Genomic DNA, 15,463 nt, shown 5'->3' with positions numbered 1-15,463 from the left:
CATCGCTTTGAATATTGAAAAAGAGAGAACGAAGTTCGTCCTCTCTAGGTGTTAGCTTTTCATCTACCCACTACAGTTGACAAAGAGCCCTATTATACCAAAAGAGCAGGACACCGTCCCACTCTTTGCTGTCATTATTGTTTGAGGCCCACAAACTCTACGAATCGTAAAAAGGCTGCCTGTCCTTCTGGAGTGCGTTTGTAGACACCTGCATCTTCTAGGACACGGGCGAAAATTTGTCCGACAGAGGCTCGAATGATTTCTTCAGCCCTTTCTTCTGTCACATCTGGATGTTCTGCTTTTAACCTGTCTGCCCAAGGCTGATGATAAGCTGCCACCTGATTATCCTGACCCAGTAAGTATTTCTTAACTTCCGCCAATTCTGCCTTCAAACGTGGAGGCAAAATCGCCAAGCCCATAACCTCAATCAAGCCGATATTTTCTTTCTTGATGTGTTGGACATCTGGGTGTGGATGGTAGATGCCATCCGGAAACTCTTCTGAAGTCTGATTGTCGCGGAGAACCAAATCCAGCTCGTACAAGTCCCCTCGTTTCCGAGCAATCGGGGTAATGGTATGATGGGGAGTTCCATCTGTCTCAGCCTTAATCTGAACGCTATCATCTGAGTAGCTCCGCCATTTTTCCAAAATCTTAGCCGCCAAGCTCAATAGTGCTGGCTTATCTGCCGAGCTCAAACGAATAACCGACATGGGCCACTTGACAATACCGGCCGAAACGGACTCAAAGCCGTCGAAGACCAGCTGGCGTTCTATCGGTGCCTTTTCCATGGCAAAACTGTGCCGCCCACCCTGATAGTGATTGTGGGTCAGGATGGAGCCACCCGAAATTGGTAGGTCAGAGTTAGAACCGACAAAATAATCTGGAAAGATGTCTAGCAGGTTCAAGAGCTGTTCAAAGGTTTGAGGACTGATGACCATAGGCACATGCTCTTGGTTCAAGAAAATAGCATGCTCATTGTAGTAGGCATAAGGCGAATACTGGAAGCCCCACTGTTCCTGTCCAAGATCCAAGCGAATAATGCGGTGGTTGGCGCGTGCTGGATGGTTTATCCGACCTTGATAGCCCTCATTTTCCATACAGAGCAAGCAAGATGGATAGTTGGATGCCTCTGCCAAGCGAGCAGCCGCAATAGCCTTAGGATCTTTCTCAGGTTTAGACAGATTGATGGTAATCTCCAGATTGCCGTAGTCTGTCGGTGTCTGATAGTAGATATTTTTGGCAACAGCAGCCACCTTGATATAGTCATTACGCTTGCTTAAAGCATAAAAATCTGCCACAGCCTGCTCTGGACTGTCCTGGTAGGTCTGCCAAAAATCACGATTGACCTGACTAGGACTTGGCGTGATTAAGTCCATCAAACAAGCCCCAACCATGTCCTGTTCTTCCAACAATTCTCCAACAAAACCAGTTCCAACCCCGTGAGCCAATAGTTCTTCCTTGAGTTCAATCAAGTCTGTTAGCTCTGTTTGGACAGTCAAAACTTGCTCACCCACCAGAGCCAAGACCCGATTTCGCAGGTAAAGAGCATCCATTTCCTCAAAATCACTGTTGGCAATGACTTGCTCAACAAAACGATCCACCAATCCTGTCATCATTTCTCCAATCTATTTTCGAGATAAGACGCGAGAGCCTCCAGCAATCTCCGCTACATAAAAGCTTGGTTCATAGCCCACGACCTCTGTATAGGTCTTGCCGACATTTTCAGTAAAGGCACCAACCTTATCCTTATGGACAATGGCAATACCACAGCCGCCGAAACCTGCTCCTGTCATCCGAGCACCAAGAACGCCTTCTTGCTCCCAAGCTGTGTGAGCCAAGGTATCCAATTCCAAACCTGTCACTTCATAATCATGCTCCAAAGAAACATGAGAAGCATTGACCAAACGACCAAAGGTTGCCAAATCTCCTTCTTCCAAGGCCTTACGAGCTTGCAAGGTCCGTTGGTTTTCCAAGACAGCGTGACGGGCACGTTTGATGCGGTTTTCATCTTTGATTAAGTAACTATATTGGTCAAAGGTCCACTCATCCAACTCTCCCAGAGTTTGAATAGTCAAAACTGCATTCAATTCTTCCACCGCTTTTTCACATTCCGCACGGCGTTCATTGTACTTCGAATCTGCCAATTCACGACGTTTATTGGTGTTCATAATGACAATCACATGGTCACCCAAGTCAAGTGGCACCAATTCGTATTCAAGCGTATTAGTATCTAGATAAATGGCGCGCTGGTCTGCTCCCATACCGATAGCAAACTGATCCATGATGCCAGAATTGACACCGATAAAATGATTTTCCGTCTGCTTACCGATTTTCACTAAATCAAGACGAGTCAACTCAAGACCGTATAATTCTTCTGCGATAATGCCAATTAAAAGTTCCAGGGAAGCTGATGATGACAAGCCTGATCCGTTTGGAATATTTCCGTAAACAAAGACTTCCATCCCTGTATCAATGACATGCCCTGCTTCTTGCAAGAACTTGAGAACACCCTTGGCATAGTTGGTCCAGTTGTCCGCCTTGTCGAAGACCAGATTGTTCAAATCCACTTCTATAATTCCAACTTCTTCAAAATTAGCTGAATAAAAACGTAGTAGTTGGTCATCACGTTTACGAGCAGCACCGTAAGTCCCCAAGGTAATGGCTGCTGGAAAGACATGACCACCATTATAGTCTGTATGCTCACCAATCAGGTTAATCCGCCCAGGTGAGAAGAAAGTCGCATCCGCCTCTTGACCAAACACATCGAGAAAGGCTTGCTTGAGTTGTTCTATGTTCATAAGAACCTCCTTGATATTGTAATCGTTTTCTTTTATTGTACAACTTAACAATATAAAAGTCAATATATTTACTAAAAATTTACTAATTTTACATTTTGTGCTATACTAGATACAAATAGATAGGAGAGTACCATGGTTACCATCAAAGACATCGCTGAAAAAGCTCAATTATCCTCTGCCACCGTTTCCCGCGTACTCAAGAACGACCTGACCCTATCCGTCAGCCAAGAAACCCGCGACCGCATTTTCAACTTGGCACAGGACCTGGGCTACACCAAACACCTCAAAAAACAAGCTCCCCAACAAAAAGGCACCATCGGCATTGTCCAATGGTACACGGAGAGCGAAGAACTGGCTGACCTCTACTACTATTCCATCCGTGCCAGCATCGAGCAGACCGCCAGTCTTCTCGGCTATCAAATCATCCGTTCCTTCAACGACCTGACCAACCCCCTCCTCCAAGAAGTTGACGGCATCATCGCGGTTGGCAAATTTTCTTCTGGGCAAATAGCAGAGCTGGCCAGCATATCATCCAAACTCATTTTTGTAGATTCTGATACACTGACCGAGGGATTCTCCTGCATCACAACTGACTTTGAACACTCTGTTCAGATCGTTATCGACCACTTCCGTTCACAAGGTCTGACAGACATAGGATTATTAGTTGGACAGGAAGAAACCACAGACGGCCACCAACTGCCAACAGACCCCCGCCTGACTGCCTTTCGTAATTACCTAAACACCTTGGGCATGCTCCAAGAAGACTACATCTACCAAGGAAAATTCTCAACCCAATCAGGATATGAGCTGATGAGCCAGGCTATTGAGGACCTAGGCAACCAACTGCCCCCAGCCTTCTTCATGGCCAATGATACCCTGGCAGTCGGTGCCCTTCGAGCCCTACAGGAACGCCAAATCGCCGTACCCGATAGAGTCCAACTCATCACCTTTAACGATACCGCCATCACGCGCCAGGTCTATCCAGCCCTGTCTTCCATCAGCGTCTTCACTGAGGAAATGGGACAAGAAGCCATGCAACTGCTGGACCGTGTCATTGCAAGCCCGCAGCCCCACCATCCCCGTAAAATTAAGCTAGGTACCCAGCTGGTAATACGGGAGAGTTCTTACTAAAAGTGCATAAGAAAAACCGAGAGTTCATTATGAATTCTCGGTTTTCTTCTGTTTATTTTAGTCCAACAACTTAGCCAATTCCTGTGCCAAGAGTTGTTGTGCAACTTGCGGGTTAGCTTGTCCCTTAGTCGCTTTCATCAAGAAACCTGTAAAGGCCTTATCAGCATTGCGTTTGCCAGACTTGAAGTCAGCTACGGCTGCTTCATTATCCGCAAAGACTTGGTGGATAATCGGAATGAGGACAGCTGGATCTGAAATCTGTACCAAGCCAGCTTTCTCAACGTAAGCCTTAGCAGAACCACCTTCCTTAGCCAAGTGAACAAAGACCTTCTTGGCAATCTTAGATGAAATAGTGCCATCCGCAATCAAAGCTATCATCTCAACCAAGTTTTCAGGTGTTAAGGCGATTTGCTCAATAGTCTTACCTTCAGCATTGAGGAATTGAGCCACTTCACCCTGCAACCAGTTGGACACCTGTTTAGCATCGCCACCAGCTGCCACTGCAGCTTCAAAGAAGTCAGACAGTGCCTTAGTCGACGTTAACTGTCCTGCATCGTAGGTAGTCAAGCCCAAGTTTTCCACATAGTGAGCACGGCGAGCCTTTGGAAAGACTGGCAATTCTGCACGCACTTCCTCAATCCAGCTATCATCAATCTCATAGAGCGGTAGATCTGGCTCTGGGAAGTAACGGTAGTCAGCTGACCCTTCCTTGACACGCATGAGAATGGTTTCACCAGTAGATTCATCGTAACGGCGCGTTTCCTGCTGGATTTGACCACCTGAACGCAAGATTTTGGCCTGACGTTCTACTTCATGCTGCAAACCCTTGCGAACATAGTTGAAGGAGTTGAGGTTTTTCAACTCAGTCTTGGTACCAAACTTCTCCTGACCATAAGGGCGAAGGGAGATATTGGCATCCACGCGCATAGACCCCTCTTCCATCTTGACATCTGAAATGCCAGTGTATTGGATAATTTCCTTGAGGGCTGTCAAATAGGCATAGGCCTCCTCAGGCGAGCGCATATCGGCTTCTGATACAATCTCAATCAGTGGCACTCCTTGACGGTTGAGGTCTACATAAGAATAGCCGTCTGTCCCATGGGTATTCTTACCTGCATCCTCTTCCAAGTGCGCACGCTCGATACGGATTTTCTTGGTTGAACCATCTTCTAGCTCAATCTCAATCCAGCCATTGTAGCCAATCGGCTCGTCAAACTGGGAAATTTGATAGGCTTTCGGGTTATCAGGATAGAAATAGTTCTTACGGTCAAAGTGCATATCCTTATGAATATCCATGTTCAAGGCCAAGGCAGCCTTAATACCAGCATCCACAACGCCCTTGTTGAGAACTGGAAGGACACCTGGGAAAGACCAGTCAATTACGTTGGTATTGGCATTAGGATCCTCACCAAAATGAGCAGATGAAGGTGAGAAAATCTTCGAGTTGGTATTCAACTCCACATGGACTTCTAGACCAATAATCGTTTCAAAGTTCATTAGTTAGCACCTCCAAAAATCACTGGTTGTTGCTTGTGGTAGTCTGTCGTCGCTTCAAAGGCAGCAGCCACTTGGTAGATAGTTTCTTCTGAATATTTTGGACCAATCAACTGCAAGCCAACTGGTAATCCTTCTACAAAACCAGCAGGAATAGAAATACCTGGAAGACCTGCCAAGTTTACAGGAATTGTTAACAAGTCCGCCAAGTACATAGCCACAGGGTCATGGTTGAGCGTATCCAAACCAAAAGCAACTGTCGGAGCAGTTGGTCCCAAAATCAAGTCATAGTCCGCAAAAACTTTTTCAAAATCTTGGATAATCAAGGTCCGTACCTGACCAGCCTTCTTGAAGTAGGCATCGTAGTAACCAGATGACAAGCTAAATGTACCTAACATAATACGACGTTTGACTTCCTCACCAAAACCTTGGCTACGGGTTTTCACGTAAATCTCATCCAAGTTTGTCGCATCTTCTGCACGGAAACCATAACGGATACCGTCAAAACGTTGCAAGTTAGAAGAAGCCTCTGATGAAGCGATGATATAGTAAACCGCAACCCCATACTTAGAATGTGGCAAGCTAACTTCTTCAATGATTGCTCCCAAGCTTTCTAAGTGCTTGGCAGCCTTGAGAATGGTTTCCTTAACCTGTGGATCAATTCCCTCACCCATGTATTCTTTGGGAAGAGCGATTTTCAAGCCCTTGATGTCTTGACCAATCTTGCTAGTGAAGTCAGCAATTTCATTGATGGTTGATGTTGCGTCCTTGACATCATGACCAGAGATGACATTGAGCAACTGGGCATTTTCCTTAACCGTCTGTGAGAATGGACCAATCTGGTCAAGAGATGAGCCAAAGGCAATCAAACCAAAACGCGACACCGTTCCATAAGTTGGTTTCATCCCAACGATACCATTAAAGGCTGCTGGTTGACGAATGGAACCACCTGTGTCAGAACCGAGTGACAAACGGACCTGACCAGCAGCAACTGCAGCTGCCGAACCACCTGAAGAACCACCAGGAACTTTTGTCTGGTCCCAAGCATTTTTAGTCGGTTTGAAGGCAGAGTTCTCGTTAGAACCACCCATAGCAAACTCATCCATGTTGGTCTTACCGACAATAATCATATCCTTGGCATAGGCCTGAGCAACCGATGTCGCATCGAAAATCGGCTCGTAGTTATAGAGCATTTTTGAAGCTGCCGTTGTCAAAATCCCCTTCGTAGAGATATTGTCCTTGACTGCCAAAGGAATCCCTGCCATAACATTGTCCGCTTCAATCCCCTTTTCATCAAGGGCAGCAGCTTGCGCCAAGGCCGCGTTTTCTGTGATAGTCAAGAAAGCATCCACTGCTCCCTCACGGCTTTTGATGTCTTCCAAGGTCGCCTTGGTCAACTCAACCGCAGAAATCTCCTTTTTGACAAGGAGGTCATGCAATTCATCAATGGTTTTATTGTTAAAAGTCATTAGGCATCTCCTCCCCCGTCTAGAATAGCTGGTACCTTGATAAAGTTATCCTGTGATTCAGGCACATTTTTAAAGAGCTCCTCACGGCTCTCCCCTTTTTGGGCAATATCTGCTCGCAAGACATTCTTACGGTCAGCCATAGTGGTTGTTACCGCAACACCTGTCGTATCTACTTCATTGAGCAATTCAACCATATCGACAATCTTGCTCAAACTTGTCGCAAATTCCGCTGTTTCCTGGTCCGAAAATTCCAGCTTAGACAGCTTGGCAACGTGACGGACTTCAGCTTCAGAAATCTTCATTCTTACTTTCCTCCTAATGGAAATCTATCTTCTCATTATACCATATTTCCAGCCTCACACAAAGGTAGATATTCCCTCCGATGGAAGCTTTTTTCGGCAAAAAACCAGTCTAACGACTGGTTCCTAAACCCTAATCTATAATGGTCGCACCAAGCACATGGCGCAGATGGTTGAGAGCAAACCGATGACTCTCCTCCGTCAATGCGGCAATTGCAGAAGCCACGACCTCAATCCGATAGCCTTTATTGTAGGCATCAATAGCCGTATGCAGGACACAGATATCAGACAGGACACCTGTCAAGACTACCGTATCCACCCGACGTTCTCTCAAACGAACATCCAAATCTGTCCCAGAAAAGGCCGAATAATGTCGCTTGTCCATCCAACGAACACGTGCATGGTCCTTGTTTTCCTGATAAAAATCCGCCAAAGGACCGTACAAATCTCGCCCGTCTGTTCCCATGATATTGTGAGGCGGAAAGAGCTTGCTTTCAGGATGCAAGTCATCCCCCTCTTCATGACCATCAATGGCAAAAACGATATAGTCCCCATTTTCAAAGGCTTCTTTTGTCACCTGAGCAATCCGCTCAGCAATAGCCTGAGCAGGTTTCCCCGCAGTTAATGTTCCCTTGTCTGCTACAAAATCAACCGTATAATCAATCGAAATCAATGCTTTTGTCATCTTAGTAATCACGTTTCTTAATCTCATCAAAAATAGCTGGAATAAGGACTTTCAAATAAGTTCCTTTCATCCCAAGCGAACGACTTTCAATAATCCCCGCACTTTCCAACTTGCGCAGGGCATTGACGATCACAGAGCGAGTAATGCCAATACGATCTGCAATAACAGAAGCCGTCAATTGACCTTCATTACCGTTCAACTCGCCCAAGATAGCAGCAACTGCCTTCATTTCAGAATAGGACAGGGTATTGACTGCCATATTGACCGCTGCACGACGACGAATATTTTTCTCATCCTCTTCCCGCTGGAAGTTAAGTAGTTGGATACCTACTACTGTTGCCGCAATCTCAACCAAAATCAAATCTTCTTCGTGGAATTGCTCTTCATTACGCCAGATAATCAAGCTGCCAAAGCGGATGCCCGTCACATGGATAGGAGCAATGGTGGTCAAACCATTCGGGTAGGTCGAACGAGATTCCACAGGAATAGCTGTTAGCTCACTCTCTACTGGCAAGTTAACCTGGGTATCATAGACCTGAGCAATCGATTTTACATATTCTTCTGGATACTGTTTGTTAATATAGAACTCTTCAACCCTGTCATTATTGGTCTTGTAGTTCATATGATAACCCAAAATTTCACCCTCACTATTGATAATGCAGGCGTTGCAATCAATAATATCAGATAAGTGCTCCGCTATGGCATTGTAAGGCAATTCTTCAGCCAATTGCTCTTCGGAACGCTTCAAAATAGAAGTAATATCCCGAGTTTTTTCTAATAATGTTGTCATATGTTCCTCTTTTTACTGTAATTACACTTATTATACCGAATTATTAGGCAAATTTCAACAATTATCAGAAAATTTACTATTTTTGAAATAGTACTTACAATTTCAAGTAAAAAAAAAGAGCTGATACTCATCAGCTCCACTCTTATCTACGGTATTGACGCAAGAAACGGGTCATCTTTTCTTGAATTTCAGCTAATTCATCCACACGTGGCAGATAGACAATTCGGAAATGATCCGGATCTTTCCAGTTGAAACCACGACCATGAACAAGCAAGACTTTTTCCTGTTTTAAGAAATCCAAGACAAATTGCTCATCATCATCCACTCGATACATCTCACGGTCAATTTTAGGAAAGACATATAATCCCGCCTTTGGCTTGACTGCTGATAAACCAGGAATATCATTGATAGCCTTGGTAATAAATTCTCGTTGTTCGTACAGACGACCACCCGGCATGAGTAGTTTGTCAACAGATTGAACACCGCCCAAGGAAGTCTGAACAACTTGCTGAGCCAATACGTTTGAACACAAGCGCATATTGGACAACATATTCAATCCTTCGATATAACCTTTTACGTGTTTCTTAGGACCAGACAAGACCATCCAACCCACACGGAAACCGCAGATACGATGGGATTTGGACAAACCATTCATGGTTACGACAAACAAGTCAGGTGCTAAAGTAGCAATCGGAATATGAACCGCTCCATCAAAGACCATCCGATCGTAAATCTCGTCAGAGAGAATAATCAATTCATGCCTGCGAGCAATATCAATAATCCCCTCCAAAATTTCTTTGGGATAAAGAGCACCCGTTGGGTTGTTAGGGTTGATCAAAACAATGGCCTTGGTCCGTGACGTCACTTTTGCCTCCATATCAGCTAAGTCTGGATACCAATCTGCCGCCTCATCACAAACGTAATGTACAGCCTTACCACCAGCCAAGCTAACTGCTGCTGTCCATAATGGATAGTCCGGCATAGGTACCAAAACCTCATCCCCATTGTCTAGCAAGCCCTGCATAGACATAACAATCAACTCACTGACACCATTACCAATATAAATATCTTCAATATCAACGTTTGGAAACTTCTTCAACTGACAATACTGCATAATCGCCTTACGGGCTGAAAAAATTCCCTTACTGTCAGAATAACCTTCTGACTTACGAGCATTATGGATCAGGTCACGAATAACTTCATCAGGTGCTGTAAATCCAAATTCAGCTGGATTACCTGTATTCAAACGTAAAATTTGCTCCCCGTTGGCCCGCATTCGCATAGCTTCTTCTAAAACTGGGCCACGAATATCATAGGCTACATCATCTAATTTACTTGATTTATTAAATTGTTTCATGTCGTTACCTCGACTTTCTTCTGTTTTCTATTTTACTTCAAAAGTCAAAAAAGCACAAGAATCCCTTTACATTTCCTCCTAAAAGGCTTATAATATAAATGTAATGATAACCTATACTTCTAGGAATGAATATTTGCTGAAAGGAGTGACTACTATGACACAATCTTACAAGACCATCCTCGTAGCTGTCGATGGATCCACAGGTGCTGAATTAGCTCTGCACAAGGCAATTCACGTTGCCAAACGCAACCAGGCTCGATTAGTTATTGCCCATGTAATCGACACGCGGGCCCTTCACAATGTTGTTGCTTTTGATGCTTCTGTCTATGAAACATTAGAAAAAGAAGCGGAGCTATTGCTAGAAGAGTACAAACAAAGCGCTGTTGAGGCTGGATTGGCAGAAGTTCAGATCTATATCGAATTTGGTAATCCCAAAACACTCTTGGCAGTCGATATTCCTAAAGAAACTGGTGCCGATCTCATGTTACTTGGAGCAACAGGTCTTAACGCCTTCGAACGCCTCCTAATCGGTTCTTCTTCCGAATACATCATGCGCCACGCAAATATTGATTTGCTCATCGTCCGCGATGGTGAAAAAAGCTTATAAAACACGAAAAGACTTGATCTAGTTATCAAGTCTTTTCATCTGTCTTTCAAGCTCTTTAGCAATCTTTTTCTCCGGTGCAAACTTCTCTTCCCAGTCCTCTGGCTTTAGAATTTTGTGAGTAATCGGATCAAAATGCGCCCTACCATCCGGAAAAACTTTTCCCATATTGGCAGTATGCACCAAATCAAAAATAGGTGCTGGATCTACCCCCATTAAGACAAAAGAACCATAGGTAAAATACAAAATGTCCAAGAGAGCATCTGCCTGGTCCTGCAATGATCTACTAGCCGGACCCTTGCCTTTCACCTTTTCAACGGCCTTATCCAAGCCATCATGCAACTGATGAACATAGTCTTGGAAAGCCTCCTCACTTTCCGAAGAGGCATGCAAAAATTCTACTATCTCCTCAAGCTTAAAGCTAGAACGGTACAGCGCCATCTGCCCATCATATACCCTTGGGCTTTCCTGAGTATCCCCATCCATCAAGGCATGAAAATCTTTCACACGATTAAAATTCTCATCTCTGCTCTGAAGCATTGTTTTCCTCCAGTAAACCTAACTGAACGAATGCCTTATAAATACCGTCGCGGTTGTTGGTATCTGTCACAAATGAGGCCACCTTACGCACTCTCTTAGTTCCATTTCCCATAGCTACAGAATGTTTAATGGCCTTTAACATTTCATAGTCATTATTCGAATCGCCAAAAGCCACAACTTCATCTAGACTAAAACGATATTTCTCAGCAACCTTTAAAATTCCAGATAGTTTTGAACTCCCCTTACTGATAATATCTGTTGCATAGGGGCTTGAACGAGTAAAAGACAAGTCCTGACATCCTGCTTCCAATTCTCTGGTTTCCCTCTCTGTTGTCAGCATCATGAGCTGATAAATCGGCTGTTCCAAATAAACTCTCAGGTTCCTTGGACGCTGTGGCCGAACAAATCGCACCAAACGATTAAGAATAAAATTCACCAAACCAGCAAATCTATCAGGAATGAGGCGACTAAGACGATAGGCAACATTTCCTGTCCCTGTGGACATAATTCTGCTACCAAAAACTCCCTGCGATGTTCCAAGAGCCAAATCCTTATGGTTAATCCGAGCATAATCCATCATCTGTTCAACTTGTCCAACTTCTAAAGCATGGCTATAGAGAACCTCTTCTCGCGAAAAAATGTATTGACCATTGTAAGTAATCGCTAAATCCAAACCTAGACTAGCCATATATTGCAATACAAATCGAGGGTCCCGACCAGTTGCCAAGCCAATCAGTATCCCCTTTGCTTTCAAGGAATTGATGGCTGAGATGGTTGATTTACTTACTGTACGTTTATCTGTCAATAAGGTACCATCAATATCAAAAAATACAGCCTTAATCGCCAACCATCTCACCAACTTTCTTAGAATTGTGTTACAATTAGTATAACATACTTTGAAAGAAACAGAAAATTTATGAAAAAAATTCTCGCCCTACACACAGGTGGAACTATTTCCATGCAAGCCGACCAAGAAGGCCATGTGACAAGCAGTCAAGTCAATCCAATGACTCAAATCGACACACCCATTGAAGAAATACAAGTCACATCCATCGATTTTCTCAATGTTCCAAGCCCTCATATCCGTTTGGAACACATGATGACCCTCTATCAAAAAATTAAAGCTGAACAAGCAAACTTTGATGGATTTGTCATTACCCACGGCACCGATACACTTGAAGAAACAGCCTATTTTCTCGACACCATGGCTATACCGGAAAAACCAATCGTATTAACTGGGGCCATGCGTTCATCAAATGAACTTGGTAGCGACGGAGTTTACAACTACCAAACAGCCCTCCGTGTCGCAGCAGATGAAAAGTCTGCAGACAAGGGAGTGCTAGTCGTTATGAATGATGAAATTCATGCCGCCAAGTATGTCACCAAGACCCATACAACCAACGTATCAACCTTCCAGACACCAACGCATGGGCCACTTGGATTGGTAACCAAACGTGAAATTCTCTACTTTAAAACAGCTGAACCACGAGTTCGTTTTGACTTGTCAGCTGTATCAGGAACAGTTCCAATTATCAAGGGTTATGCAGACATGGATACTGTTCTCCTCGAAGCTCTAACAAAAACTAATATTTCTGGACTAGTTATCGAAGCACTTGGAGCAGGTAACCTCCCACCCACTATCCTTCCAACTATCAAAAAACTCCTGGAACAAGGACTTCCTATTATTCTGGTTTCTCGTTGCTTTAACGGCATTGCCGAACCCGTTTACGCCTATCAAGGCGGTGGCATTCAGCTAGAACAAGACGGCATCCTCTTTGTCAAAGAATTAAATGCACAAAAAGCTCGCCTGAAACTACTAATTGCCCTCAATGCCGGCTTAAAAGGACAAGCCTTGGCTGACTACATCCAAGGCTAATCACAGCTGTACGCTTAAAACCACAAAAGACCGAACAATCGGTCTTTTTTCAATCTTTCAAATCTAATCTAATTCTTCCTTATCCTTCAAATATTTCAGCAAAACTGACCAATTGGGATTCTTCTGCCAATTTTCTTCACTGACAATCTGACTAGCAACCCGTCTAGCCTCCTCCAGGATTGGATAATCTTCAACTATATTTGCTACCTGAAATTCTGGTAAACCCGATTGGCGAGTACCAAAAATTTCACCAGATCCACGCATTTTCAAATCCGCCTCAGCCAGTATAAAACCATCTGTGGTTTCAGTCATAATTTTCATGCGTTCCTTGCCTGACTCTGTTTTAGGATTAGCTACCAAAATAGCATAGGACTGCTTATGCCCACGTCCAACACGCCCCCTCAACTGATGAAGCTGACTTAAACCAAAACGGTCGGCATCCATAATAACCATAACTGTTGCATTAGGGACATTGACACCGACTTCAATAACGGTTGTCGAAACCAAGATATCAGTCTTTTGCTCCTTAAAGGCCTGCATAATGGAATCCTTTTCTTCATTCTTCATCTTACCATGCAACAAATCCACTGTAAACTGTCCACCAAAATGAGCTTGTAAGTCAGCTTGTAAGTCAATGGCATTTTTTAAATCCAAGGCTTCCGACTCTTCGATTAAGGGAGAAATAAAATAAACTTGAGCTCCCTTATTTAATTCCTTTTCAAGCCATTCTAAAACGGTAGGCAACTGCTGATGCTTGACCCATCGAGTAATAATGGGTTTCCGTCCAGCAGGTAATTGGTTGATAATAGAAACATCCATATCTCCAAAGGCCGTTATAGCCAAGGTTCTAGGAATAGGCGTTGCTGTCATCATGAGCACATCAGGATTATCCCCCTTTTCTCTAAACAAACGCCTTTGTTTCACACCAAATCGATGTTGCTCATCAGTCACGACAACCCCCAGCTTGTGATATACTACCCCCTCTTGTATCAATGCATGGGTACCAACTATCATCTGAACCCGTCCATCAGCAATCGCCTCTAAAGTAGTCCTACGCTCGGAAACCTTCATCCCTCCCGTTAAGAGCGCAATAGATAAATCTGGGAATAGCTGGCACAAGCTCTCATAATGTTGTTCTGCCAAAATTTCTGTTGGAACCATAATGGCCGCTTGCATCCCCGCACTTACCGCTGCCAACATCGCCAAGCCTGCAACTACTGTCTTACCAGACCCTACATCTCCCTGCAACAAGCGGTTCATATGGGCAGGGGAACTCATGTCCGCCAAAATTTCTCCCAAAGCAGTTAGTTGCGCATCCGTCAAAAGAAAAGGTAGGCTCCCAATTTGTTTGTCTAATTCTACTTTATCAAAATCAATCTCCAAACCACTAGAAAGATCACGATTCCCAGCTTTCAACAATTGCAATTGCAACTGGAAATAAAATAATTCTTCAAATTTAATACGGCGCAAGGCTTGACGGTATTCATCCAGATTAGACGGAAAATGCATAGCAAAAACAGCCTGTTTTCGATTTAAAAGACGATACTTCTCTAATAAAACTACCGGCAAATTCTCATCCAACAAATCCAAATAACCGTTATCAATTGCTGCTTTAATAGCCTTGACCAACTGAAGCTGAGAAATACCTTGTGCCACATGGTAGACCGGCTGTAATTCCTCAGCTACCTGAGCCAACAACTTCATACCAGTCAAACTAGCCTTTGCCTTATCCCACTTACCCCAAATTGCAATTTCCTGCCCCAGAACAATCTTATCAGATAAATAGGGCTGATTAAAAAAAGAAACCGACAGAACTATCTCACCCTGCTTAATCGAGAAACGTAGCCGATTTCTCTTGTAACCATAATACTGAATATTAGCCGGAGATACCACACTACCAACAACTACAGCCTTTTCTCCATCTTGCAAATCTAAAATAGACTTACTTTCAAAGTCCTCGTACCGAAATGGATAATAAGTTAATAATTGCCCAATAGTCACAAGATTCAATTTTAAAAATTTCTCTGCTGATTTTATTCCAATCCCGGGCAACACCGATAAATGATCTGATAAAGTTTTCATAATTCAATTATACTATAAAAATAGCAGTAAAAACAAAAAAAGGGCATTGCCCTTCAATATAGTCCGTACGGGATTCGAACCCGTGTTACCGCCGTGAAAAGGCGGTGTCTTAACCCCTTGACCAACGGACCATGTAACTAAAGATTTCTCTTTACTCCGCCAACAGGGCTCGAACCTGTGACATCATGATTAACAGTCATGCGCTCTACCAACTGAGCTATGGCGGAATTTCGCTAAGCGACTACCGTATCTCACAGGGGGCAACCCCCAACTACTTCAGGCGTTCTAGGGCTTAACTGCTGTGTTCGGCATGGGAACAGGTGTATCTCCTAGGCTAT

Annotated in this window: 12 protein-coding genes, 2 tRNA genes, 1 rRNA gene and 1 pseudogene; 3 read left to right on the top strand and 13 right to left on the bottom strand. The window is 43.9% G+C overall.

The annotated features are described in order from the left end of the window. Positions 1-134: 134 nt before the first annotated feature. Positions 135-1,616, bottom strand: a complete 1,482-nt coding sequence (gene galT, locus RFK25_RS09890) for a UDP-glucose--hexose-1-phosphate uridylyltransferase (RefSeq protein WP_332413250.1) — start codon at positions 1,614-1,616, stop codon at positions 135-137. A 9-nt stretch (positions 1,617-1,625) separates the two neighbouring features. Further along, positions 1,626-2,798, bottom strand: coding sequence for a galactokinase (locus tag RFK25_RS09885; RefSeq protein WP_332413248.1), 1,173 nt, complete (start codon positions 2,796-2,798; stop codon positions 1,626-1,628). 132 nt (positions 2,799-2,930) lie between these two features. Between RFK25_RS09885 and RFK25_RS09880 the strand changes: the two genes are divergently transcribed. Next, the gene (locus tag RFK25_RS09880; RefSeq protein WP_332413246.1) at positions 2,931-3,929 is read left to right on the top strand and encodes a LacI family DNA-binding transcriptional regulator; all 999 of its coding nucleotides are present in this window, start codon (positions 2,931-2,933) and stop codon (positions 3,927-3,929) included. Positions 3,930-3,986: 57 nt separating this feature from the next. Here the strand turns inward: RFK25_RS09880 and gatB are convergent, their stop codons facing one another. The 6 genes from gatB to RFK25_RS09850 all read right to left on the bottom strand — a co-directional run bounded on the left by gatB (position 3,987) and on the right by RFK25_RS09850 (position 10,023). Next, positions 3,987-5,426, bottom strand: coding sequence for an Asp-tRNA(Asn)/Glu-tRNA(Gln) amidotransferase subunit GatB (gatB, locus tag RFK25_RS09875; RefSeq protein WP_105146294.1), 1,440 nt, complete (start codon positions 5,424-5,426; stop codon positions 3,987-3,989). After that, positions 5,426-6,892, bottom strand: a complete 1,467-nt coding sequence (gene gatA / locus RFK25_RS09870) for an Asp-tRNA(Asn)/Glu-tRNA(Gln) amidotransferase subunit GatA (protein ID WP_332413243.1) — start codon at positions 6,890-6,892, stop codon at positions 5,426-5,428. The genes gatB and gatA overlap by 1 nt, the downstream gene beginning before the upstream one ends. Continuing rightward, the gene (gene gatC, locus RFK25_RS09865; RefSeq protein WP_011921930.1) at positions 6,892-7,194 is read right to left on the bottom strand and encodes an Asp-tRNA(Asn)/Glu-tRNA(Gln) amidotransferase subunit GatC; all 303 of its coding nucleotides are present in this window, start codon (positions 7,192-7,194) and stop codon (positions 6,892-6,894) included. Before gatC ends, gatA begins: the two co-directional genes overlap by 1 nt. A gap of 130 nt (positions 7,195-7,324) precedes the next feature. Beyond that, positions 7,325-7,876, bottom strand: a complete 552-nt coding sequence (locus RFK25_RS09860) for a cysteine hydrolase family protein (RefSeq protein WP_332413242.1) — start codon at positions 7,874-7,876, stop codon at positions 7,325-7,327. 1 nt (position 7,877) lies between these two features. After that, positions 7,878-8,666 (bottom strand): GTP-sensing pleiotropic transcriptional regulator CodY, encoded by a 789-nt coding sequence (gene codY / locus RFK25_RS09855; RefSeq protein ID WP_105145205.1) that lies wholly within the window; start codon positions 8,664-8,666, stop codon positions 7,878-7,880. Between the two features lie 142 nt (positions 8,667-8,808). Beyond that, a complete protein-coding gene (locus RFK25_RS09850; RefSeq protein ID WP_332413240.1) occupies positions 8,809-10,023 on the bottom strand; it encodes a pyridoxal phosphate-dependent aminotransferase in 1,215 nt (404 codons plus the stop codon). 154 nt (positions 10,024-10,177) lie between these two features. Between RFK25_RS09850 and RFK25_RS09845 the strand changes: the two genes are divergently transcribed. Beyond that, a complete protein-coding gene (locus RFK25_RS09845; protein ID WP_332413239.1) occupies positions 10,178-10,630 on the top strand; it encodes a universal stress protein in 453 nt (150 codons plus the stop codon). A gap of 18 nt (positions 10,631-10,648) precedes the next feature. On the opposite strand, the pseudogene RFK25_RS09840 reads toward RFK25_RS09845, so the two are convergent. Next, a pseudogene (locus RFK25_RS09840) lies at positions 10,649-12,014 on the bottom strand (Cof-type HAD-IIB family hydrolase). A 69-nt stretch (positions 12,015-12,083) separates the two neighbouring features. Between RFK25_RS09840 and RFK25_RS09835 the strand changes: the two are divergent. Then, a complete protein-coding gene (locus tag RFK25_RS09835) occupies positions 12,084-13,043 on the top strand; it encodes an asparaginase (RefSeq protein ID WP_332413238.1) in 960 nt (319 codons plus the stop codon). Positions 13,044-13,106: 63 nt separating this feature from the next. Here the strand turns inward: RFK25_RS09835 and recG are convergent, their stop codons facing one another. The 4 genes from recG to rrf form a co-directional block, all read right to left on the bottom strand. Further along, positions 13,107-15,125, bottom strand: coding sequence for an ATP-dependent DNA helicase RecG (gene recG / locus RFK25_RS09830; RefSeq protein WP_332413237.1), 2,019 nt, complete (start codon positions 15,123-15,125; stop codon positions 13,107-13,109). Positions 15,126-15,184: 59 nt separating this feature from the next. Next, positions 15,185-15,256, bottom strand: a tRNA-Glu gene (locus RFK25_RS09825). 23 nt (positions 15,257-15,279) lie between these two features. Beyond that, positions 15,280-15,352, bottom strand: a tRNA-Asn gene (locus RFK25_RS09820). Between the two features lie 5 nt (positions 15,353-15,357). Then, a 5S ribosomal RNA gene (gene rrf, locus RFK25_RS09815) occupies positions 15,358-15,463 on the bottom strand; the annotation flags it as partial.

This window comes from Streptococcus sp. SS-4456, assembly GCF_036680365.1.
GTDB lineage: Bacteria > Bacillota > Bacilli > Lactobacillales > Streptococcaceae > Streptococcus.
Note: the sequence above shows the minus strand (reverse complement) of the source record. Positions and strands in the feature narration are given on the sequence as shown.